Source organism: Flavisphingopyxis soli, assembly GCF_007995095.1.
Lineage (GTDB): Bacteria > Pseudomonadota > Alphaproteobacteria > Sphingomonadales > Sphingomonadaceae > Flavisphingopyxis > Flavisphingopyxis soli.
The window spans coordinates 410,218-431,337 of the sequence record NZ_VOPY01000001.1 but is presented as its reverse complement, the minus strand read 5'-3'; the positions used below and the strand labels follow the sequence as shown (position 1 = coordinate 431,337).

At 65.8% G+C, this 21,120-nt stretch carries 23 protein-coding genes; 19 read left to right on the top strand and 4 right to left on the bottom strand.

What is annotated here, in order from left to right; genetic code table 11:
• Nucleotides 1–267: 267 nt before the first annotated feature.
• The 3 genes from xth to FSZ31_RS02135 are packed head-to-tail and all read left to right on the top strand — an operon-like array spanning nt 268 to nt 2,877.
• Nucleotides 268–1,050, top strand: coding sequence for an exodeoxyribonuclease III (xth, locus tag FSZ31_RS02145; RefSeq protein WP_147122500.1), 783 nt, complete (start codon nt 268–270; stop codon nt 1,048–1,050).
• A gap of 28 nt (nt 1,051–1,078) precedes the next feature.
• Entirely contained in the window at nt 1,079–2,146 is a 1,068-nt protein-coding gene (gene ribA, locus FSZ31_RS02140) for a GTP cyclohydrolase II (protein ID WP_147121405.1), read from the top strand.
• A gap of 44 nt (nt 2,147–2,190) precedes the next feature.
• Complete coding sequence (locus tag FSZ31_RS02135) at nt 2,191–2,877, top strand: alpha/beta fold hydrolase (protein WP_236643621.1); 687 nt, start codon at nt 2,191–2,193, stop codon at nt 2,875–2,877.
• Here the strand turns inward: FSZ31_RS02135 and FSZ31_RS02130 are convergent.
• Nucleotides 2,874–3,272 carry an acyl-CoA thioesterase gene (locus FSZ31_RS02130; RefSeq protein ID WP_147121404.1) on the bottom strand — a complete coding sequence of 133 codons (399 nt, stop codon included), beginning with the start codon at nt 3,270–3,272 and terminating at the stop codon, nt 2,874–2,876. The two genes, FSZ31_RS02135 and FSZ31_RS02130, sit on opposite strands and share 4 nt — an antisense overlap.
• Nucleotides 3,259–4,740: a pyruvate kinase gene (gene pyk / locus FSZ31_RS02125; protein WP_147121403.1), complete on the bottom strand. Its 1,482-nt coding sequence runs from the start codon at nt 4,738–4,740 to the stop codon at nt 3,259–3,261. The genes FSZ31_RS02130 and pyk overlap by 14 nt, the downstream gene beginning before the upstream one ends.
• A gap of 156 nt (nt 4,741–4,896) precedes the next feature.
• Here pyk and FSZ31_RS02120 point away from each other — a divergent pair, with 156 nt between their 5' ends.
• From FSZ31_RS02120 to pal, 13 genes are all read left to right on the top strand, one after another.
• Nucleotides 4,897–5,154 carry a DUF2312 domain-containing protein gene (locus tag FSZ31_RS02120; RefSeq protein WP_147121402.1) on the top strand — a complete coding sequence of 86 codons (258 nt, stop codon included), beginning with the start codon at nt 4,897–4,899 and terminating at the stop codon, nt 5,152–5,154.
• 258 nt (nt 5,155–5,412) lie between these two features.
• Nucleotides 5,413–5,733: a heavy metal-binding domain-containing protein gene (locus tag FSZ31_RS02115; protein ID WP_147121401.1), complete on the top strand. Its 321-nt coding sequence runs from the start codon at nt 5,413–5,415 to the stop codon at nt 5,731–5,733.
• 66 nt (nt 5,734–5,799) lie between these two features.
• Nucleotides 5,800–6,549 carry a YebC/PmpR family DNA-binding transcriptional regulator gene (locus tag FSZ31_RS02110; RefSeq protein WP_147121400.1) on the top strand — a complete coding sequence of 250 codons (750 nt, stop codon included), beginning with the start codon at nt 5,800–5,802 and terminating at the stop codon, nt 6,547–6,549.
• Nucleotides 6,550–7,020, top strand: a complete 471-nt coding sequence (ruvC, locus tag FSZ31_RS02105; protein WP_147121399.1) for a crossover junction endodeoxyribonuclease RuvC — start codon at nt 6,550–6,552, stop codon at nt 7,018–7,020. It abuts the gene before it with no gap.
• Nucleotides 7,021–7,272: 252 nt separating this feature from the next.
• A complete protein-coding gene (gene ruvA / locus FSZ31_RS02100) occupies nt 7,273–7,872 on the top strand; it encodes a Holliday junction branch migration protein RuvA (RefSeq protein WP_147121398.1) in 600 nt (199 codons plus the stop codon).
• Nucleotides 7,869–8,348, top strand: a complete 480-nt coding sequence (locus tag FSZ31_RS02095) for a hypothetical protein (protein ID WP_147121397.1) — start codon at nt 7,869–7,871, stop codon at nt 8,346–8,348. Before ruvA ends, FSZ31_RS02095 begins: the two co-directional genes overlap by 4 nt.
• Nucleotides 8,345–9,382, top strand: coding sequence for a Holliday junction branch migration DNA helicase RuvB (gene ruvB, locus FSZ31_RS02090; protein WP_147121396.1), 1,038 nt, complete (start codon nt 8,345–8,347; stop codon nt 9,380–9,382). The genes FSZ31_RS02095 and ruvB overlap by 4 nt, the downstream gene beginning before the upstream one ends.
• A 150-nt stretch (nt 9,383–9,532) precedes the next feature.
• Nucleotides 9,533–10,000, top strand: coding sequence for a tol-pal system-associated acyl-CoA thioesterase (gene ybgC, locus FSZ31_RS02085; protein WP_147121395.1), 468 nt, complete (start codon nt 9,533–9,535; stop codon nt 9,998–10,000).
• A 2-nt stretch (nt 10,001–10,002) separates the two neighbouring features.
• Nucleotides 10,003–10,698 carry a protein TolQ gene (tolQ, locus tag FSZ31_RS02080; protein ID WP_147122498.1) on the top strand — a complete coding sequence of 232 codons (696 nt, stop codon included), beginning with the start codon at nt 10,003–10,005 and terminating at the stop codon, nt 10,696–10,698.
• A gap of 149 nt (nt 10,699–10,847) precedes the next feature.
• A complete protein-coding gene (gene tolR, locus FSZ31_RS02075; RefSeq protein WP_147121394.1) occupies nt 10,848–11,300 on the top strand; it encodes a protein TolR in 453 nt (150 codons plus the stop codon).
• Between the two features lie 11 nt (nt 11,301–11,311).
• Nucleotides 11,312–12,118, top strand: coding sequence for a hypothetical protein (locus FSZ31_RS02070; protein WP_147121393.1), 807 nt, complete (start codon nt 11,312–11,314; stop codon nt 12,116–12,118).
• 5 nt (nt 12,119–12,123) lie between these two features.
• A complete protein-coding gene (gene tolB / locus FSZ31_RS02065; protein ID WP_147121392.1) occupies nt 12,124–13,500 on the top strand; it encodes a Tol-Pal system beta propeller repeat protein TolB in 1,377 nt (458 codons plus the stop codon).
• Between the two features lie 109 nt (nt 13,501–13,609).
• Entirely contained in the window at nt 13,610–14,122 is a 513-nt protein-coding gene (gene pal, locus FSZ31_RS02060) for a peptidoglycan-associated lipoprotein Pal (protein ID WP_408021635.1), read from the top strand.
• Nucleotides 14,123–14,212: 90 nt separating this feature from the next.
• Here pal and FSZ31_RS02055 read toward each other — a convergent pair whose 3' ends face one another.
• Both FSZ31_RS02055 and FSZ31_RS02050 read right to left on the bottom strand, forming a co-directional pair.
• Nucleotides 14,213–14,512 (bottom strand): hypothetical protein, encoded by a 300-nt coding sequence (locus FSZ31_RS02055; RefSeq protein ID WP_147121391.1) that lies wholly within the window; start codon nt 14,510–14,512, stop codon nt 14,213–14,215.
• Between the two features lie 29 nt (nt 14,513–14,541).
• Nucleotides 14,542–17,478, bottom strand: coding sequence for a M16 family metallopeptidase (locus FSZ31_RS02050; RefSeq protein ID WP_147121390.1), 2,937 nt, complete (start codon nt 17,476–17,478; stop codon nt 14,542–14,544).
• A gap of 154 nt (nt 17,479–17,632) precedes the next feature.
• Here FSZ31_RS02050 and clpB point away from each other — a divergent pair, with 154 nt between their 5' ends.
• From clpB to FSZ31_RS02035, 3 genes are all read left to right on the top strand, one after another.
• Nucleotides 17,633–20,212: an ATP-dependent chaperone ClpB gene (clpB, locus tag FSZ31_RS02045; RefSeq protein ID WP_147121389.1), complete on the top strand. Its 2,580-nt coding sequence runs from the start codon at nt 17,633–17,635 to the stop codon at nt 20,210–20,212.
• A 95-nt stretch (nt 20,213–20,307) separates the two neighbouring features.
• Nucleotides 20,308–20,667: a hypothetical protein gene (locus FSZ31_RS02040; protein WP_147121388.1), complete on the top strand. Its 360-nt coding sequence runs from the start codon at nt 20,308–20,310 to the stop codon at nt 20,665–20,667.
• An 80-nt stretch (nt 20,668–20,747) separates the two neighbouring features.
• The gene (locus FSZ31_RS02035) at nt 20,748–21,071 is read left to right on the top strand and encodes a hypothetical protein (protein WP_147121387.1); all 324 of its coding nucleotides are present in this window, start codon (nt 20,748–20,750) and stop codon (nt 21,069–21,071) included.
• The last annotated feature ends 49 nt before the right edge of the window (nt 21,072–21,120 follow it).

Here is a 21,120-nt window from a genome sequence, read left to right as displayed (position 1 = left end):
GCGAGTCCGAAGCCGCAGAACGGGTCGGTCGCCGGATTTTCCCCCCTGTTACTCCGCGTCGAACCCGCGGTTTCGAATAAAGCGTGACGAACGCTGATACGGACCCCCGCTCCATGCCCCCGGAGCGGGGGTTTTTCGTTGTCGCGCCGCCTGATCCGAACGCGCCGTCATCCGCATGCGCATTTGCGTTGCGCCGAGCGTCTGGTTAGGGCCGGGGCATATCATCCGGCAGAGAAAGTCAGTTCCATTTCCGATACTCCCAAAACGATCAAGGTCGCCTCGTGGAACATCAATTCGGTGCGTTTCCGGATCGAGATCGTCGAACGATTCCTCCGCGAACACCAGCCCGACGTGCTGTGCCTGCAGGAGACCAAGGTCACCGACGACCTGTTCCCGGCGGGCCCGTTTCGCCAGCTCGGCTATAACCACCAGCTGCTCCACGGCCAGCCGATGCACCACGGCGTCGCGATCATCAGCCGCATCCCGATTCGCGAGGACAACCGGCTCGACTGGCAAGCCAACAAGGAGGCGCGCCATATCGGCGTCGCGCTCGACAACGGCGTGCGGATCGAGAACGTCTACGTCCCCGCCGGCGGCGAGGTTGCCGACCGCGTCGCCAATCCCAAGTTCGGGCAGAAGCTCGACTTCCTCGAGCGCATGATCGACTGGTCGAGTGATCTGAAATGCCCGACGATCCTGACCGGCGATTTCAACGTCGCGCCGCTCGATAGCGACGTCTGGAGCCACAAGCAGCTGCGCACGACGGTGAGCCATACCGAGGTCGAGATCGAAACGCTCGACCGGCTGAAGGCGGCGGCCGACTGGGTCGATGTCGGGCGCGAGTTCGTCCCCGCCCCCGACCGCCTGTTCACCTGGTGGAGCTATCGCGCGCGCGACTGGTCCGATTCCGACCGCGGCCGCCGGCTCGACCATATGTGGGTGACCCCCGACCTTGCCGGCAAGGCGGTCAGCCATGTCGTCCACGAGCCGTGCCGCGGCTGGGGCAAGCCATCGGACCATGTCCCGATCGTCACCGAGTTCGCGTTCTGATGGCGGGCTGGCTGATGGACCCGCGGGGATGACCTCGCCGGGCAGGAGCGCGGCGCAGGCGATCGACGCGCTGCGGCGCGGCTGGCCGGTGCGCATCGCGGGCGCGACGAGCGCGATCGACGTGCTTGCGGTCGAGACCGCGAGCGACGCGAGCCTGACGCAGTTCGCGCGCGGCGGCGGCTGCGACCTGATGATCTCGTTCGAACGCGCGATCACGCTCAAGCTGGTCAGCCAGCTCGCCGCAGCCCAACCGGGCCCGGTGGTGATTGCGCTCGGCGAGGCGCCCGACTTATCGAAGGCAATCGCGGTGGCCGACCCGGCGCGCGACCTTGCCACCCCGTTCAAGGGCCCGTTCGACACGCTGGTCGTCAGGGTACCCGACGCCGCCACGGCCGCCGTCGCGCTGGCGCGCCATGCCGGATTGCTGCCGGCGCTGTTCGTGCGGGCGAGCCGCGACGACGACGAGCTGGTCCACACCGATCACGATGCGGTCGCGGCGTTTGCCGATCCGGCGGCGCTGGTCATCGCAGCGCGCGCGCGCCTGCCGGTGTCCGCCAGTGTCGACAGCGAGATCGTTGCGTTTCGCAGCATCGACGATCCGCACGAGCATGTCGCGCTGATCGTCGGCACGCCTGACACCTCGCCGCCGCTCGTCCGGTTGCACAGCGAGTGCCTGACCGGCGATGTATTGGGCAGCCTCAAATGCGATTGCGGACCGCAGCTTCACGGCGCGCTCGACCGGATCGCCGATGCCGGCTGGGGGGTGTTGCTCTATTTGCGCCAGGAAGGACGCGGGATCGGCCTCATAAACAAGCTGCGCGCATACGAGTTGCAGGACCAGGGGTTCGACACGGTCGACGCCAATATCCGCCTCGGCTTTCCCGTCGAGGCGCGCGATTTCGCGATTGCCGCGCGGATGCTCGACCTGCTCGAAATACCGTCGGTGCGGCTGCTGACCAACAATCCCGACAAGGTCGCGCGGCTCGAAGCCGCGGGGATCGCGGTGGTCGAACGGCTGCCGCTGGCGCTGGCGGGCAATGCGCACAACGAACGCTATCTCGCAACCAAGCGCGACCGCACGGGGCACCAGCTCTGACCGCGCGCGACCGCGCAACGATTGAGCGCGGTCCGGCGCTGCCGTTGCTGCTGCGCGAGGTCGGTGTCCTCGCCGACTGGATCCGCGGCGCGCTGCACCTCAAGCGCGGTCCGCGCCACAAGGTCGGCGGCGGCATGCACGTGATGATCGTCCCCGGCTTCATGGTTGCCGACAATCGCCTGCGCCTGCTGCGCATGGCGCTCAACGCCGCCGGGTTTCGCGCGCACCGCTGGAAGCACGGGCGCAACATGGGCGCGACCGCCGACGTCATCGAGCGGATCGATGCGCGGATCGACCATCTGATCGCCAAGTCGGGCGGGCCGATCGCGCTGGTCGGCTGGAGCCTCGGCGGCATCTACGCGCGCGAATATGCCAAGCGCTTTCCTGCCAAGGTCAGTCGCGTGGTAACGATGGGATCGCCCTTTTCGGGCAATCCCCGGGCGAACAACGTTTGGCGCATCTACGAACTGATCGCCCGCCACCCGGTCGATGCGCCGCCGATCGAAATGCATCCCGCGGCCAAGCCGCCGGTGCCGACGATTGCCCTGTGGTCGCCACGGGACGGGCTGATCTCGCCCGAAAGCGCCCGCGGTACCCCCGACGAACGCGACCGCGAAATCGAACTCTCGTGCCCGCACATGGGCTTCATCTGCGCCCCCGAAGCGATCGAGGCGATCAAGCGGGCGCTGGTCGAGAATGTTCCGTTACGCGACGAGTCGCCCTCGCCCTAAGCGCTGAATGCCGCGACGATTTCGGGCGGGACGCGCTGCGGGCGGCCGGTGGTCTTGTCGAGCATCGCCCATTGCGTCTTGGCGCGGACGCGGACTTTGCCGTCGTCGCCGGTCAGTTCCATGTGGCGGTCGAAGCGCGCGCCCTTGGGCGCATCGCCGACCCATGTCCGCGCGGTGACGCTCTCGCCGGGTCCTAGGCTGCGCAGGTAATCGATCTCGTGGCGGATCACGACCCAGACATAGCTATCGACGAGGTCGGGCGGCGCGGCGGCACGCCAGTGCGCGACCGCGACCTGCTGAATCCATTCGACCCAGACGGCGTTGTTGACGTGGCCGAGCTCGTCAATGTGTTCGGGGCCGGCGGTCAATCGGGCGCTGTATTCAGGAAGTCCCATCGGCCTTTCCCTCTTCGCCGAAGCCCTTGAGCTCGTCGCCGGTCAGCGTCGCGACGTGGAGGACGTTGGTCGAACCCGGCGTGCCGAACGGGACCCCCGCCATCATGATCAGTTTCGAGCCCGCGCTGGCGACGCCGTGGCGCAGCGCCATGCGCTTGCCCTTGGCGATCATCTCTTCGAAGCTGCCGATATCGCGCGTCGAGACGGCGTGCGCGCCCCACAACAGGCCCGAGCGGCGCGCGGTCTTGAGCTTTGGAGTCAGAACGAGCAGCGGTACGGATGGCCGTTCGCGTGAAATGCGCCGCGCGGTCGAACCCGACGAGGTGAAGCAGATGATCGCGTCGGCCGAGATCGTCCCGATGATCCCCCCGGCCGCGGCCGACAGGGCGTCGGCGGTGGTCGCATCGGGCAAGGTCTCGGTAAAATGGAGGCGCGCACTATAGCCGGTGTCGGCTTCGACCGCGGTCGCGATCTTGTCCATCATCGCGACCGCCTCGACCGGCCAGTCTCCGGCAGCCGTCTCGGCCGAGAGCATGATCGCGTCGGCACCGTCATAGACCGCGGTGGCAACGTCGCTGACTTCGGCGCGCGTCGGGCTGGGCGAAGTGATCATCGATTCGAGCATCTGCGTCGCGACGACGACGGGGCGACCAAGGCGGCGCGCGGTGGCGACGATCTGTTTCTGGATCGGCGGCACGTTCTGCGGCGGCAGTTCGACGCCGAGATCGCCGCGCGCGACCATGACTCCGTCGGACAGCTCGATGATTTCCTCGAGCCGGCGGATCGCGGCGGGTTTTTCGATCTTGGCGAGCAGCGAGGCGCGGCCGCCGATCAGGCGGCGGCCCTCGGCGACGTCCTCGGGCCGCTGGACGAACGACATCGCGATCCAGTCGACCCCCTGGTCGAGCGCGAAGGCGAGATCCTTGCGGTCCTTTTCGGTCAGCGCGGCGACCGGAATGACGACATCGGGGACGTTGAGGCCCTTGCGGTCGGACAGCTTGCCGCCGACCTCGACGCGCGTTTCGATGCGGTCGGCGGTCAGCGCGACGACGCTGAGGACGAGCTTGCCGTCATCGAGCAGCAGCCGCGAGCCGACTTCGAGCGCTTCGTAGATTTCGCGGTGCGGCAGCTCGACGCGCGTGACGTCGCCCGGCGCGGAATCGCGGTCGAGGACGAAGGTCGCACCCTCTTCGAGCATCACCGGGCCATCGGCGAACTTGCCGACGCGCAATTTGGGTCCCTGGAGATCGACAAGGATCGTCGTCGGGCGGCCGAACTGTTTTTCCAGGCTGCGGATCGCGGCGATGACCTCGGCATGGCGGGCGTGTTCGCCGTGGCTCATGTTGACGCGAAAGGCGTCGGCGCCGGCGCGGTAGAGCGCGGCGATCCTTTCGGGCGTGTCGCTGGCGGGGCCGAGCGTCGCGAGGATGCGGACCTTGCGATTGCGGGGGGAAAATTTCTCTGTCACCGGCGGTTTTCCTCAGTCTGAACGCGGCCAGCCATGACGCAGCCCCAGCGCGATGGCAAGGCCGTTGGCTTGTCGGCGCTGCCCCGCTAGAGCGGCCGCCGACCGATTCTTTCGCGCGCCGCCGGCGCGCGTCCCCACATCATGGAGATTACGATTATGTCCGAAGGCCCGGGTTCATCAGGCAATGTCGCCGCCGACCAGCTGCGCCTGTTCATCGAGCGCGTCGAGCGGCTCGAAGAGGAAAAGAAGGGCATCGCCGACGATATCCGCGATGTCTATGCCGAGGCCAAGGGACAGGGATACGATCCCAAGATCATGCGCCAGATCGTCCGCTTGCGTAAAATGCAGCCGCACGACCGGGCGGAAATGGAAGCGATCCTCGACACGTACAAGTCGGCGCTCGGGCTGGAATAGACCCGAGACGTTGCGCATCGACCCTTCGATACGGCCCTTGGGCCTACTCAGGGCAAACGGGGCTTGGACTAATCAGCGAAACCCTCCTCCGTTTGTCCTGAGTAGCGCCGAAGGCGCGTATCGAAGGGCGGGTGCGGGGCGATAGCGCAGCCCCTTCGATACGGCCCTGCGGGCCTACTCAGGGCGAACGGGTCTGGGGGAGCTTGGTTCGACAAGGGCCGCGCGAGCCGTTAGCCTGACGGGCAAAGGAGAAAGCGTATGATCGTTACCACCACGCCTTCAATCGATGGTCGGACCGTCGCCGATTACCTGGGCATCGTGACCGGCGAAGTGATCGTCGGGGCGAACCTGTTTCGCGACATCTTCGCGTCGATCACCGATCTCGTCGGCGGCCGCGCGGGCAGTTACGAGCGCGTCCTCGAGCGTGCGCGCAAGGAAGCGATCACCGAGATGGTCGACAAGTGCAAGCAGCTCGGCGGCGACGCGCTGGTCGGTTGCGACCTCGATTACGAGGTGCTCGGCAAGACGGGATCGATGCTGATGGTGTCGATCAGCGGGACCGCGGTAAAGCTGGCTTGAGCGAGACGGGGTCTCGCGCTAAGCCGCGCGCCTGTCCCATCCACTCAATGCAGGGGTTCCGCCCGTATGGCCGGCCATAGCAAGTTCAAGAATATCATGCACCGCAAGGGCGCGCAGGACAAAAAGCGCTCGGCGATGTTTTCCAAGCTCAGCCGCGAAATCACCGTCGCGGCGAAAATGGGCATGCCCGACGTCGACATGAACCCGCGGCTGCGGCTCGCGGTCAATGCGGCCAAGGGCCAGTCGATGCCCAAGGACAATATCCAGCGCGCGATCGACAAGGCAACCGCCAACGAAGGCGATGAATATGAAGAGCTGCGCTACGAGGGCTATGGCCCCGCCGGCGTCGCGCTGATCGTCGAGGCGCTGACCGACAACCGCAACCGCACCGCGACCAACGTCCGCACGGCATTCAGCAAGAACGGCGGCAATCTGGGCGCATCGGGATCGGTCGCGCACGGTTTCGACCGATTGGGCCTGATCGTCTATCCGGCCAGCGTCGGCGACGAGGAAAAGGTGCTCGACGCGGCGATGGAAGCCGGCGCCGACGACATCCAGTCGGACGACGACAACCACGAGATCTGGACCGCTCCCGACGATTTGCACGAAGTCGCAGGCGCGCTCGAAAAGGCGCTTGGCGAGGCCGAGACGGTCAAGCTGGCGTGGAAGCCGCAGGTCACCGTCGAAGTCGACGAGGCGCAGGCGGGGACATTGTTCAAGCTGCTCGACGCGCTCGACGACGACGACGATGTCCAGACCGTCTGGGGCAATTACGACGTGTCGGACGAAATTGCCGAGAAGCTTGGCCAGGACTGAATGATCGTCCTCGGCCTCGATCCCGGACTCGGGACGACCGGCTGGGGCGTGATCCGCGTCGAGGGCAGCCGGCTGACGCATGTCGCCAACGGCCAGATCAGGACCGATGCCAAGGCGCCGCTGGCGAGCCGGCTGGTGACGCTCGACAGTGCGCTGGCGGCAGTGATCGCCGAGCATCGCCCCGACGGCGCGGCGGTCGAGGAGGTGTTCGTCAACGCCAACGCGCAATCGACATTGAAGCTGGGCCAGGCACGCGGCGTCGTCCTGCTGTGCGCGGCGCGCAGCGGGGCGGTGGTCGGCGAATATGCCGCGCGGCTGGTCAAGAAGGCGATCGTCGGCACCGGCGCGGCCGACAAGAAACAGGTCCAGGCGATGCTCGGCATACTGTTGCCCGGCGTGAAGCTCGCCGGGCCCGACGCCGCCGATGCGCTCGCGGTCGCGATCTGCCATGCGCACCATGCGCGGAGGTAACCTATCCGTCATTGCGAGCGGCGCAGCCGCGCGGCAATCTACCGCAAGAGTGACTTGTCGTATGCAACGATGGGCTGAGGATCATTCGACCTGATCGCGCATGAGGCGAGCAACCAGCTGACGCCCAGATTGCCGCGTCGCTTCGCTCCTCGCAATGACGAAATTGGGACGGCCGTCGACCTCCGCCGCTCCCCGCGCTTGTCGAAGCGCGGAGCTTGCTTTAGGCAGGAACAAAAGGGGAAGAGCTGAGCCATGATCGCGAAACTGACCGGGACGATCGACGAGGCGGCGGCCGACACATTGGTGATCGACGTCGGCGGGGTCGGCTATCTGGTCTTCGCGTCGAGCCGGACGATCGGCGCCATCGGCGCGGTCGGGCAGGTCGCGACGATCTTCACGCAGATGCAGGTCAGCGAGAACGACCAGCGGCTGGTCGGTTTCGCCAGCGCCGAAGAGCGCGACTGGTACCGCGCGCTGACGCAGGTGCAGGGGGTGGGATCGAAGGTCGCGCTGGCGATCCTCTCGGCGCTCGAACCCGACGATTTGACCATCGCGGTGGCGCATGGCGACGCGGCGATGGTCGCGCGCGCCAACGGGGTCGGGCCCAAGCTCGCGACGCGGATCGTCAATGAGTTGAAGGACAAGGTCGGCGGAGTCGCGCTCGGCGCACTCGGCGGCGGCAGCGCCCCGCCCGCCGGATCACTCCAGGCCGACGCGGTCGCCGCACTGACCGGGTTGGGCTTCAAGCCCAATGAGGCGAGCGGCGCGGTCAAGGCCGCAAACGACGAACTCGGCGCGGGCGCAGGGCTCGATGCGCTCGTGCGGTTGGCGCTGAAGAAGGTGGCAAAATGAGTGGCGCACACCGACGAATAGCGGCCAGTGACTGGTTCGGCGACGAAGTTGGCCGACGTCGTGACGAGGCAAACACCCATCTTCGCTTCTCACACGAGTTTGCGCAATCGGGACTGAAAGGACTATTTCTGGCAAATGGCGGGGCTATGGTTTCGCTGCTGACTTTTATTGGCAACACTAATGTTTCGAACAACCCTCGCGCGCTCTTCTGGGCATTTGTATGGTTTAGCACCGGTCTGGCTTTGGCTTTAGCGTCATACGTCGCGGGATTTTTAGCCCAGTCATTTCATATGAATGCTGCTTTTAATCAGTCGAAACAGGCTGAGAGCGATCTCGCTGGAGTTAGCCAGTCTTTCGATTCGAGTAGCTACGAGCGCAAGGGTGAGAGGGCAGCTATCCTCGGTCTAGTTTTGGCAGTCGTGTCCCTCGTTCTGTTCGTTGTCGGGTCGTTTGTCGCACTGATCGGCATTACATGACCGACACCGACCGCCTCGCCGCGCCGATGCGCAAGGCCGATGATATCGATGCCGCGCTGCGGCCAAAGAGCCTCGACGAGTTCGTCGGGCAGAAGGCGGCGCGCGAGAATCTGCGCGTGTTCATCGAGGCGGCCAAGCGCCGCGAGGAGGCGATGGACCATGTCCTGTTCTTCGGCCCGCCGGGGCTGGGCAAGACGACGCTGGCGCAGATCGTTGCGCGCGAGCTCGGCGTCGGGTTTCGCGCGACATCTGGGCCGGTGATCGCCAAGTCGGGCGACCTTGCCGCACTGCTGACCAATCTCGAGGACGGCGACGTATTGTTCATCGACGAGATCCACCGGCTCGCGCCCGCGGTCGAGGAGATCCTCTATCCGGCGATGGAGGACCGCGCGCTCGACATCATGATCGGCGAGGGGCCGTCGGCGCGCAGCGTGCGGATCGACCTGCCGCAGTTCACCCTGGTCGGTGCGACGACGCGGCAGGGCCTGCTGACGACGCCGCTGCGCGACCGCTTCGGCATCCCGCTGCGATTGAATTTCTACACCGTCGAGGAGCTCGAACAGGTCGTCCGGCGCGCCGCCGGGCTGCTCGGCCTCGACCTAACCGACGATGGCGGGCACGAGGTCGCCAAGCGGTCACGCGGCACGCCCCGCATCGCCGGCCGGCTGCTGCGCCGGGTGCGCGATTTTGCCCATGTCGCGGGCGACGGAACGGTCGATGCGAAGATCGCCGATGCCGCACTGAACCGGCTCGAGGTCGACTCGATGGGTCTCGACGCGATGGACCGGCGCTATCTCGGCATGATCGCCAACCTCTATGGCGGCGGGCCGGTCGGGGTCGAGACGCTCGCCGCGGGGCTGAGCGAGCCGCGCGACACGATCGAAGAGGTGATCGAACCGTACCTGATCCAGCTCGGCCTCGTCGCCCGGACTGCACGCGGGCGGTGTTTGAATGCGCTGGCGTGGAAGCACCTCGGGCTGGTGCCCCCGAACGAAGGGCGCGCCGCGCAGGACGGACTATTCGACGCGAAATAGGCGCATGGTTGAGTGCTTCACATCGTTGTGGGCGTAGCGAAGCCATCTCTCCTGCCTTGCGATCGATTGCCGCGTCGCCTTCCGCTCCTCGCAAGGATAACCGATAAATCACGCTTCCCCTCGATTCGTCGCGCCGTTAAGGATCGCGATATGGCCGATCATGCTCCCCTTGCCCCGATTTCGGGCCGTTTCGTCGGTGCCGAGCACCACTTCGCGGTGCGCATCTACTACGAAGACACCGATTTGAGCGGGATCGTCTATCATGCCAATTATCTGCGCTACATGGAGCGCGCGCGATCGGACATGCTGCGGCTCGTCGGGATCGACCAGCGCGCAGGCGTCGAGCAGGGCCTCGGCGCCTATGCCGTGACCGACCTCCACATCCGATACCGCGCGCCCGCGCGGCTCGACGACGAGCTGATCATCACCAGCACGGTCGAAACGGTGCGCGGCGCGTCGTGCGTCATTCATCAGACGATCAGGCGCGGCGATACAGTGCTGACCGATGCGGTCGTCACCGCCGCATTGCTCGACCCCGCCGGCCGTCCGCGCCGCCAGCCGAAACCATGGATCGCCGCGTTCGAGGCGATCAGAACAGGAAACGCCGCCCACTCATGACCATGCCCGATATCTCGCTCGCCACCGATGCCGCCACGCTGTCGCCGATCGCGCTGTTCATCCAGGCCGACATCGTCGTCAGGATCGTCATGGTCGGGCTGATCGCCGCCAGCATCTGGACCTGGCTGATCATCGTCTCGTTCTTCCTCCGCCTGCGCGGCGTGAACCGCAAATCGGAGGCGTTCGAGCAGGATTTCTGGCGCACCCCCGACATCGATTCGTTTCACCGCGAACACGCCAAGTCGGCGCTGCCGACCGCGCGCGTGATGACCGCCGGGGTGAGCGAATGGCGCCGCTCGACCAAGGCCAAGGTGGTCGATCGCGCGGCAGTGCGCGAACGGCTGGCAAGCGCGATGCAAAGCGCGACGTCGGGTGAGATCGATACCTTGTCCGACCGACTCAACATCCTCGCGACGATCGGGTCGGTCGCGCCGTTCGTCGGCCTGTTCGGGACAGTCTGGGGCATCATGCGCAGCTTCACCGCGATCGCCGCCGAGCAGAACAGCTCGCTCGCGGTCGTCGCGCCGGGCATTGCCGAGGCGCTGTTCGCGACCGCACTGGGCCTGTTCGCCGCCATCCCCGCGGTGATCGCCTATAACCGGTTTTCGCACCGCATCGGGCGCTTCGAAGCGCGGCTCTATCGCTTTGCCGACGGCTTCCACGCGACGCTGAGCCGCGAGCTCGAGAGCGAAGCGTGAGGGTGGCGCCACCCGTCTCCTCCCCATTTCATGGGGAGGTGGCAGCCCGCAGGGCTGACGGAGGGGGCCGGCGCACCAGCGTCGGCTGCGCCGCCGCACCCTCCACCGGCTACGCCGGTCCCCCTCGCCGGTTCGGGGAGGAATTTTAGATGGCGATGGGTATCCATCGGCCGGGCGGGCGCGGACGCGGCGCGGGACGGCGCGCGCCGATGGCCGAGATCAACGTCACGCCGCTGGTCGACGTCATGCTCGTCCTGCTGATCATCTTCATGATCACCGCGCCGCTCTTGGTCGCGGGCGTGCCGGTCGACCTGCCCGACAGCCGGGCAAAACCGATTGGCCAGGAAGACCGTGAGCCGGTGCAGATTTCGGTCGTCGAAGACGGGTCGATCTATATCGGCGAAGACAGAATCGCGCGCGGCGAGATGACGACGAAGATCGAGGCGCTGGCCCGCGAGCTGGGCGATAGCCCGCCGCAGATCCTGCTGCGCGCCGACCGCAGCCTCGATTATGGGGCGGTGATGCGGGTGATGGGCGAGCTCAACCGCGTCGGCCTCAACCGCGTATCACTGGTCACGACAGGTTCAGCGGGGGCGCCATAGCCCATGGTCCGATGGCTTTAGACCGCACCGATACGATCAGCCTGACCGTCGTGGTCGCGGCGCATCTCGCGCTGTTCGCGGCGCTGTCGGTCAACCTGTTCGCCAAGCCGCCGATGCGGTTCGACAATCCGCCGATGGAGGTCGACCTGATCGCCGAGAGCGCGATTACCAGCGCGGCGCCCGAACTCAGTGCATCGCCGCCCGCGGCCCGCCTCGCCGCCGAGGACGGCCCGGTCGAGGACGCGATGATCGCCGAACCTGACCCGGTGCCGCTGCCGCGCGTCGATCCCGTTCCCGTGCCGCGCGTCGAACGCCCGACGCCCGCGCCGCGACCGACCCCCAAGGCGGCGCCCAAGCCTGCCCCGCCCGCACGATCGAAACCCTCGCCAACGCCCGCCCCGAGCGCGGCCAAGGCCAAGCGCCCGACGGGCAATTTGAAGGGCCTGCTCGACGGCATCGGCAAGGATCCGAGCCCGTCGAAATCGAACGCCGCTCCTGCGCAAAGCGTCGGCGAGATCAAGCGATCGATCTCGGTCAGTATCAACGCCGAGGTGCGCGGCCCTTGGAACCGCTGTTCGGTCAGTGGTATCGACGTCGACGAGCTCAAGACGACGATCGTCTTTCGCCTGAGCAAGTCGGGCGCGCTCGCCGGCTTCGATCGCGTTTCGACCAGCGGCGAAACGCCGAGCAACGCGACGCAGATCGCCCGCTTCGAGGAATGCGCCAAGCGCGCGATCCAGCTTGCCGCGCCGTTCGACCTGCCGGCCGAGAATTACGATTACTGGAAGACCTACACACTCGATTTCGAAAAAAGGTAGCTGCCATGTCCCTACGTTCCCTCCTGCTTCTCGCCGCCGCGCTCGGCGCGATGCCCGCCGCCGCCATGGCGCAGCAGCTGCCGCCCGCGCCGTCGACGCTGCCGCAGCAGACGACGCCGCGCGAAACCGTCACTGGCAGCATCGGCAACGAGCGATCGGTGATTGCGGTCCCCGCGCTCGCCACGCCGCAATCGCTGCCGACCGCGGCAGGCAATACCGCCACGCTGGGTCGCCAGATCGGCGAAGTCATCTCGAGCGATCTCGAGCGCAGCGGGCTTTATCGCCCGCTCGGGCCCGGGAGCGTCCGCGCGATCAGCTTTGGCGAGGTCACCGCACCGCAATTGCCCTATTGGCGCGGCAGCAGCGCCGAAATGCTCGTCCAGGGCTTTGTCCGCGCCGACAATGCCGGCAACCTGACCGTCGGCTGCTATCTCTATGACGTCGCCTTGGGCAGCGAGCTGGTCCGCCAGGGCTATGTCGTCCAGCCCGCCGACTGGCGCCGCGCCGCGCACAAATGCGCCGATGCGATCTATTCGCGCCTGTCGGGCGAAGCACCGTTCTTCGACAGCCGCGTCGCCTATATCGCCGAGACCGGACCCAAGGGAAATCGCCGCAAGCAGCTCGCGATCATGGATTCGGATGGCGCCAACCACCGATTCATCACCAACGGCCAGTCGCTCGCGCTGACGCCGCGCTATTCGCCCGATTACAAGTCGATCGTCTATGTCAGCTACGTCGGCAGCCGCGCGCGCGTCTATATTTACGACGTCGGCAGCGGCAAGCAGACGCTGGTGACCGAAAACAGCGCACCGACCTTTGCCCCGCGCTGGTCGCCCGACGGCCGTTTCATCCTGTTCTCGATGGCGATCGCGGGCAACACCGACATCTATCGGATCCCGCGCGAGGGCGGCAGCCCGCGCAAGCTGACGACGAGCCCCGGGATCGACGTTGGCGGAAGCTATTCGCCCGACGGCAGCAAGATCGTCTTCGAAAGCGACCGTTCGGGAACGCAGCAGCTCTATATCATGAACGCCGACGGATCGGACCAGCGGCGGATCAGCTTCGGCGGTGGACGATATGCCACGCCCGAATGGAGCCCGCGCGGCGATCTGATCGCCTTCACCAGGATCGCGGGCAATTTCCGCATCGGCGTGATGACCCCCGAAGGGCGCGGCGAGAAACTGCTTACCGACAGCTGGCAGGACGAGGCACCGAGCTGGTCGCCCAACGGCCGCGTGCTGCAGTTTTTCCGCACGACACAGGGCGCGAAGGGCACTTCGACGCTGTGGCAGGTCGACCTGACCGGGGTCAACGAACGGCGCCTGCCGACGCCGGGCGGCGTCGACGGGTCGGACCCCAGCTGGGGCCCGGTACTGCCGTGAGCAAGCCGGCGCGCAACCAGATGGCCCTGTTCAGCGTTGAGACAGCAGTCGAGAGCTTTAAGCATCCGTTGCGAGAGCGTAACGAGAGTCATCCAACAAGGAGCCGATCATGATCCGTAATAGCCTATTCCTCAGCGTCGCGACCGCCAGCCTGGCGCTCGCGGGCTGCGCCAAGAAGGCGCCCGAAGTCCTTCCCCCAACGCCGGTCGATACCAGCGCGGACAATAGCGGTTATGACAACATGTCAGGTGCAGTCGTTCCCGGCAGCCAGGCCGACTTCCTCGCCCGCGTGAGCAGCGACACCGTCTATTTCGACACCGATCGCTATGACATCGACGGCGAAGACCGCGCGGTGCTGATGAGCCAGGCCGAGTGGCTGCGCCAGTATCCCAACGTTCGCGTCACGCTCGAAGGCCATACCGACGAGCGCGGCACGCGCGATTACAATATCGCGCTCGGCGAACGGCGCGCCAATTCGGCCAAGAACTACCTCGCCTCGCTCGGCGTCGACCCGTCGCGTATCTCGACCGTGTCGTACGGCAAGGAACGCCCCGTCGCGCTGGGATCGAACGAGAGCGCCTGGGCGCAGAACCGCCGTGCGGTGACCGTCACGGTCAACTAACGGCCTCATCGCCAGACACGAAAAAGGGCCGCCCCGCGAGGGACGGCCCTTTTTGTTTGCCTGGGCCCTGTGTTCGAGCTTGCCTGGGGCTCAGCCCTGGCGCGTGCCCGTCATCGGCATCTGACCGAAGGCGCCGGCGTTGATCGTGCCGGTCAGCGTGTCGCCGTCGATCGTCGCGGTGCAATCGAGCGTCATCGGCATCGGCACGACCATGTTCATTTTCCAGGTCAGCGTGTTGCCGTCGACCTTGCCGTCGACAACGTCGAGCGAACCCATCGCGCCGACATTGCTGCCGGTGAACGAATCGCCGTCGGTCTTCACGGTGAAGACCGATTTCTGATCGCCCATCGGCGTCTTGGTCAGGCAGTCGTAGCTTCCATCGAGCGACATGATGATATTCTCCTTAACAGCGGTGTCAGTTATTTCGCGGTCGCTTCTTCCACCGTCAGGCCGAGGCCGTCAAGCTGTGGCCGCACGACCTTGGCATCGCCGACGACGACGAAGACGAGCTCGTTGTCGAGGAATTCCTTGCGCGCGACCGCGTCGAGGCCCGCCGCAGTCATCGTGCGATAGCGGGCGGCGAGCGTTTCGTAGAAATTGTCGGGCCGGCCGTATTTGACGATGTTGACCATCCCGCCGAGCACCGCGCCCGAGGTTTCGAACTGGCCCGGGAGCTCGCGGACATTGCCGTTGATCGTGCGTTCAAGCTCGTCGGCGGTGATCCCCTTGTCGCTCGTATAGCCGGTCAGCTCCTTGCGCAGCTCGCGGATCGAATCGCCGGTGCGATCGGCCTGGACCGGGGCCGAAATGGTGAAGGCGGTGCGGTCGACGACGCCCTGGACACCGCTGCGCACGCCGTATGACCAGCCCTTTGTCTCGCGCAGGTTCATGTTGATCCGCGACAGGAAGGATCCGCCGAACACCTCGTTCGCGGCCATCAGCGGGACGAGATCGTCAGCCCCCTTGAGATCGAGCACGCGACCCGCCGTAATGATCGACTGCGGCGAATTGGGCCGGTCGATGAGGACGATACGCGGTTGCGGCTCGGGCGTGGCGACCGCGAAGTTCTTGACCGGATGTGCCGCGCCGGTCGCCGTCCAGTTGCCGAAGCTGCGATTGAGCAAGGCGGTAACTTCGGCGAGCGTGGTGTCGCCGACGACGAAGATCCTGGCATCGTCGGGACGCAGCCAGGCATCGTGGAAGGCGGCAAGATCGGCGGGGGTGAGCGCGGCGACCGCGCTTGCATTGCCAAGACCCGAGGGCGGGATGCCATAGGGATGGTCGGGACCGTAGAGCAGTGGCGCGAGCGCGCGCGCGGCGATCCCCTGCGGATTCTTCAGTTCGGCATTGAGCCGGTTGAGCTGCTGCGCGCGAACGCGCTCCATCACCTTGGCGTCGAACGCCGGGTTGCGGACGTAATCGGCCAGCAAGGCGAGCGAGGGGGCAAGGTTGGGCGCGAGGGCCGACAGCTGGAACGAGGTCCAGTCGGCATCGGCGAACCCGTTGATGTTCGCGCCAAGCCGTTCCTGCGCCTCGGCGAGCGCGATCGAATCGAGGTTCCTGGTGCCCTCGTCCATCATCCCGAGCATCAGCGACTGGGTGCCGAGCGCCGACTTTGGATCGGCGGCATAGCCCGCATCGAAGGCGACGCGAACGGTAACCTTGGGCACCGTCGTGCGGCGCGCGAAATAGATCTCCATGCCGTTGGCGAGCCTGGCGCGCTCGATATCGGGGAAGTCGAGTTCCTGCAGCTGGCCGACCGAGGGAAGTTTCGAGCGATCACCATCATACGACAGCGTCAGCGCGGCAGCATCGCAGGTCTTGGGATCGCAATAATAATCGAGCGGTGCGGGCGCGACCTCGGCCTGGTCGAGATAGTTGCCGATTGCCGCCCCGCCGCGATTTTCGCCGCCCTCGGTCCGTTCGCCGGGTTTCATGACAAGCGTGAAGCGCGGCTTGGTCAGCCATTTGCGCATCGTTTCGGTCACCTGTTCGGGTGTCGCGGCGGCCATCTGGTCGAGCTGGACCTTGTAGTAATCGGGATTGTCCGAATAGAGTTCGCCTTCGGCCAGCGCGACCGCCTTGCCGCCGAAGCCGCCGACCGATTCGAGCCCGCCGATGATGCCCGACACCATCGAGGTCTTGGCACGCTGGAGTTCATCGGCCGAGGGGCCGGTGGCGAGATAGTCGGCGATCTGCGCATCGAGCTTCTGTGCGACGACCGCGGCATCCTCGCCCGGCTTGACGTCGGCCTGGACGATGAACGCGCCGCCTTCCATGAAATCCCAGGTCGAGGTCGAAACCGACACCGCGACCGGGTCCTTGCGCACGAGCGCGTTGTCGAGCCGCGAACTCGACAGGCCACCGAGAACCGACGCGGCGAGCTGCAGCGGAATCGATTCGGTCGAGGTGAAGCCGGGGATCGGCCACATGCGATAGAGCCGCGTCGTCGCGATCTGGTCGGTGACCGTCTTGTCGATCGGCGCGGCGAGCGGCGTTACCGGCGCGTCGGGATGGGTGACCGTGGGTCCGCGCGGAATGTCGCCGAACCACTTGGTGACGAGGGTGCGCGCGGTCGCGGTATCGATATCGCCGGCAAGGACGAGGACCGAATTGTTGGGACCGTAGTTCGCGCGGAACCAGTTCTTGACGTCGTCGAGGCTGGCGGCGTTGAGGTCGGCCATCGAGCCGATCGTCGAGTGATGATAGGGGTGGCCCGCAGGAAAGAGGTTTTCCTGCACTTCGTAGCGCAACAGCCCGTAGGGCTGGTTGTCGCCCTGGCGCTTTTCGTTCTGGACGACGCCGCGCTGGTTATCGAGCTTCTCCTGCGTCACCGCGCCGAGCAGATGGCCCATGCGATCGCTTTCGAGCATCAGCGCGCGTTCGAGCGCGCCGGTCGGGACGGTTTCGAAATAGTTCGTCCGGTCGACGTTGGTCGTGCCGTTGAAATCGGTCGCGCCGACCTGCTGCAGCGGTTCGAAGAAATCGCCCGGCGAATTCTCGCTGCCGTTGAACATCAGATGCTCGAACAGATGGGCAAAGCCCGTCTTGCCCTTGGGTTCGTCCTTCGAGCCGACATTGTACCACACCGACACCGCGACGACGGGCGCCTTGCGATCCTCGTGGACGAGGACGGTGAGACCGTTGGACAGGGTGAACTTCTCGTATGGAATATTGACCGCATCGACGAGCGTGCTGACCGGGGCGGGTTCGAACGCGGCCGGCGCAGCGGGCGCGGCGGGCGTTGCCGCCATGTCGGCGGCGGGCATCGTGGCGCAGCCGGCGATCAGCGCGGCGGGCGATGCGGCCAGCAGGATACGGGCAAGACGGGACGAACGGGTCAGCATGGCATTCATTCTCCTGAAGATAAACATCGTGCGGAACTCGGACGGTTCCGTGTCTTGCCAGCGACCATATCGTCACGCGGCTGTATTGCAATGCTATGACAGGTCTTGCGCGCGGTTTTTGCCGCATTATCTTCAAGTGGATCAAGATCTCCGGGGACAATCCATGAATCTCGAAAAATTTACCGACCGCGCCAAGGGTTTTCTGCAATCAGCCCAGACGGTTGCGATCCGCATGAACCACCAGCGGATTTCGCCCGAGCACCTGTTGAAGGCGCTGCTCGAGGACAATGAGGGCATGGCCGCCGGGCTGATCGCGCGTGCCGGCGGTGATCCGAAGGTCGCGGTGACCGCGGTCGACGCGGCGCTCGCCAAGGTGCCCGCAGTATCGGGATCGGGCGCGCAGCAGACGCCGGGGCTCGACAACGACACGGTGCGCGTCCTCGACCAGGCCGAACAGGTCGCCGACAAGGCGGGCGACAGCTATGTCACGGTCGAACGGCTGCTGCTCGCGCTGACACTCGCCAAGACGACGACCGCGGGCAAGGCGCTGGCCGACGCCAGGCTGACCCCCGAGGCACTCAACAGCGCAATCAACGAGCTGCGCGGCGGCCGCACCGCCGACACCGCGAGCGCCGAGGACCGGTACGATGCGCTCAAGAAATTCGCCCGCGACCTGACGCAGGCGGCGCGCGACGGTGAGCTCGACCCCGTCATCGGGCGCGACGAGGAAATCCGCCGGACGATCCAGATCCTGGCCCGGCGGACCAAGAACAACCCCGTGCTGATCGGCGAACCCGGTGTCGGCAAGACCGCGATCGCCGAAGGCCTCGCGCTGCGCATCGTCAACGGTGACGTGCCCGATACGCTCAAAGACCGCACGCTGATGGCGCTCGACATGGGCTCGCTGATTGCGGGGGCCAAATATCGCGGCGAGTTCGAGGAGCGGTTGAAAGGCGTGCTCGACGAGGTCAAGGGCGCCGACGGCCAGATCGTCCTGTTCATCGACGAGATGCACACGCTGATCGGGGCGGGCAAGTCCGAAGGGTCGATGGACGCGTCGAACCTCTTGAAGCCGGCGCTCGCGCGCGGCGACCTGCACTGCATCGGCGCGACCACGCTCGACGAATATCGCAAGCATGTCGAGAAGGACCCTGCCCTCCAGCGGCGTTTCCAGCCCGTCTTCATCGGCGAACCGACGGTCGAGGACACGATCAGCATCCTGCGCGGGCTCAAGGAAAAATACGAGCTGCACCACGGCATCCGCATCACCGACGGCGCGCTGGTCAGCGCGGCGACGCTGTCGCACCGGTACATTTCCGACCGCTTCCTGCCCGACAAGGCAATCGACCTGATGGACGAGGCGGCCAGCCGCATCCGCATGGAGGTCGAATCGAAGCCCGAAGAGATTGAGGCGCTCGACCGGCGGATCATCCAATTGAAGATCGAGCGCGAGGCACTGAAGAAGGAAACCGACAAGCCGTCGCAGGACCGGCTCGCCAGCCTCGAGGACGAGCTCGCCAATCTCGAGCAGCAGTCGAGCGAACTGACGGCGCGCTGGAAGGGCGAAAAGGACAAGATCCACGCCGAATCGCGACTGAAGGAACAGCTCGACGCTGCGCGCATCGAGCTCGATCAGGCGCAGCGCGGCGGCGACCTCGCCAAGGCCGGCGAGCTGTCCTACGGCACGATCCCCGAGCTCGAGCGCAAGCTCGCCGATGCGGGCGTTGCTTCCGAAGGCGCGATGCTGCGCGAAGAGGTCACCGCCGACGACATCGCCGGCGTCGTGTCGCGCTGGACCGGTATCCCGGTCGACCGGATGATGGAGGGCGAGCGCGAGAAGCTGCTCGGCATGGAAGCCGCGATCGGCAAGCGCGTGATCGGCCAGGCCGAGGCGGTCAAGGCAGTCGCGACCGCAGTGCGGCGGTCACGCGCCGGATTGCAGGATCCCAACCGGCCCTTGGGCAGCTTCCTGATGCTCGGCCCCACCGGCGTCGGCAAGACCGAGCTGACCAAGGCGCTCGCGGGATTCCTGTTCGACGACGACAGCGCGATGGTCCGCATCGACATGAGCGAGTTCATGGAAAAGCACGCGGTCGCGCGCCTGATCGGCGCGCCTCCGGGCTATGTCGGCTATGAAGAAGGCGGCGTGCTGACCGAGGCGGTACGGCGCCGCCCGTACCAGGTCGTATTGTTCGACGAGGTCGAAAAAGCGCACGGCGACGTCTTCAACATCCTGCTCCAGGTGCTCGATGACGGCCGGCTGACCGACGGCCAGGGCCGCACGGTCGATTTCTCGAACACGCTGATCATCCTCACCAGCAACCTCGGCAGCCAGTATCTCACCGGCCTCAAGGACGGCGAGGACGTCGAAAGCGTCGAACCGCAGGTGATGGAGGTCGTGCGCGCACATTTCCGGCCCGAATTCCTCAACCGGCTCGACGAGATCATCCTGTTCCACCGCCTCGCGCAGGAGCACATGGCGGGGATCGTCGATATCCAGGTCGGACGGGTGCAGAAACTGCTCGCCGATCGCAAGGTGACGCTCGACCTGACCGAGGCGGCACGCGCCTGGCTCGGTCGCGTCGGCTACGATCCCGTTTACGGTGCAAGGCCGCTCAAGCGCGCAGTGCAGAAATACGTCCAGGACCCGCTCGCCGACATGATCCTGCGCGGCGAAGTTCCCGACGGATCGACGATCAAGGTCGACGAGGGCGACGGGGCGCTTGAGCTTAAGGTCAGCTGAGCGGGTCCGTGCTTATGGTCCTGGCGGTCCGGCAAATTGACTTTTTGCGCTTCTGGTGACACTGTGTTCAGGCCAATTAGGCAAGGAAAACAGCCATGAAAGCTTTTTTGATAGCGGCCGTCGCGGTTACTCTGGCAAATCCGGCTTGGGCGGTGGAACAGGCCGCCCCTGTCCAAACGCAAGCCGACGCCGCTCAGGCACAGCAGGATAGCGGTGTACAGGGCGATGCCCAGGCAGGCGACGATGACCTCGCCAGCGCCAGCGCCAACCCCAATGCTGCAGGCGACACCAAGGATCCCAATCGCAAGATCTGCCGCAAGCAGGAAGTGCTTGGAACGCGACTGCACCAGAAGCGGGTTTGCGCGACAGCAGCCGAATGGGCCCGGATGCGCGCAGAACACCAACAATCGACCGAGCAGGTGCAGAACGGCAAGTTCACCTTCGACGGAGAGTAGGCATAGCACGCTGCGACCAATTGACCATTGGCGTGCGAAGTGCCAGTTCTGGCTTGGCCAATTAGACAAGGAATACAGTCATGAAAGCATTATTGATGGCCGCGGTGGCGATAACTCTCACACAACCAGCCTTGGCAAATGAACAAGTTTCCCCGGCTCAGGCGTCCACGCAACCGAACCCGGGCGACGCTCCACGTGACAACGACGACAGCAGCCGCGCCAGCCCCGATGCCACTCAACAGGGCGATAATCCCGATCGGGTGATCTGTCGCCGGCAGGAAGTGGTCGGCACCCGATTGGCCAAGAAGCGCGTGTGCGCGACCGCAGCCGAATGGGAGCGGATCCACGCCGATGAGCGACAGGCAACCGAGCGCATCCAAAACCAGAGGTCGAAGTCGAACTAGAGCCGCCAGGACTTTCGACTACCCCGGGGGGTTATTCACCGTTACCCCC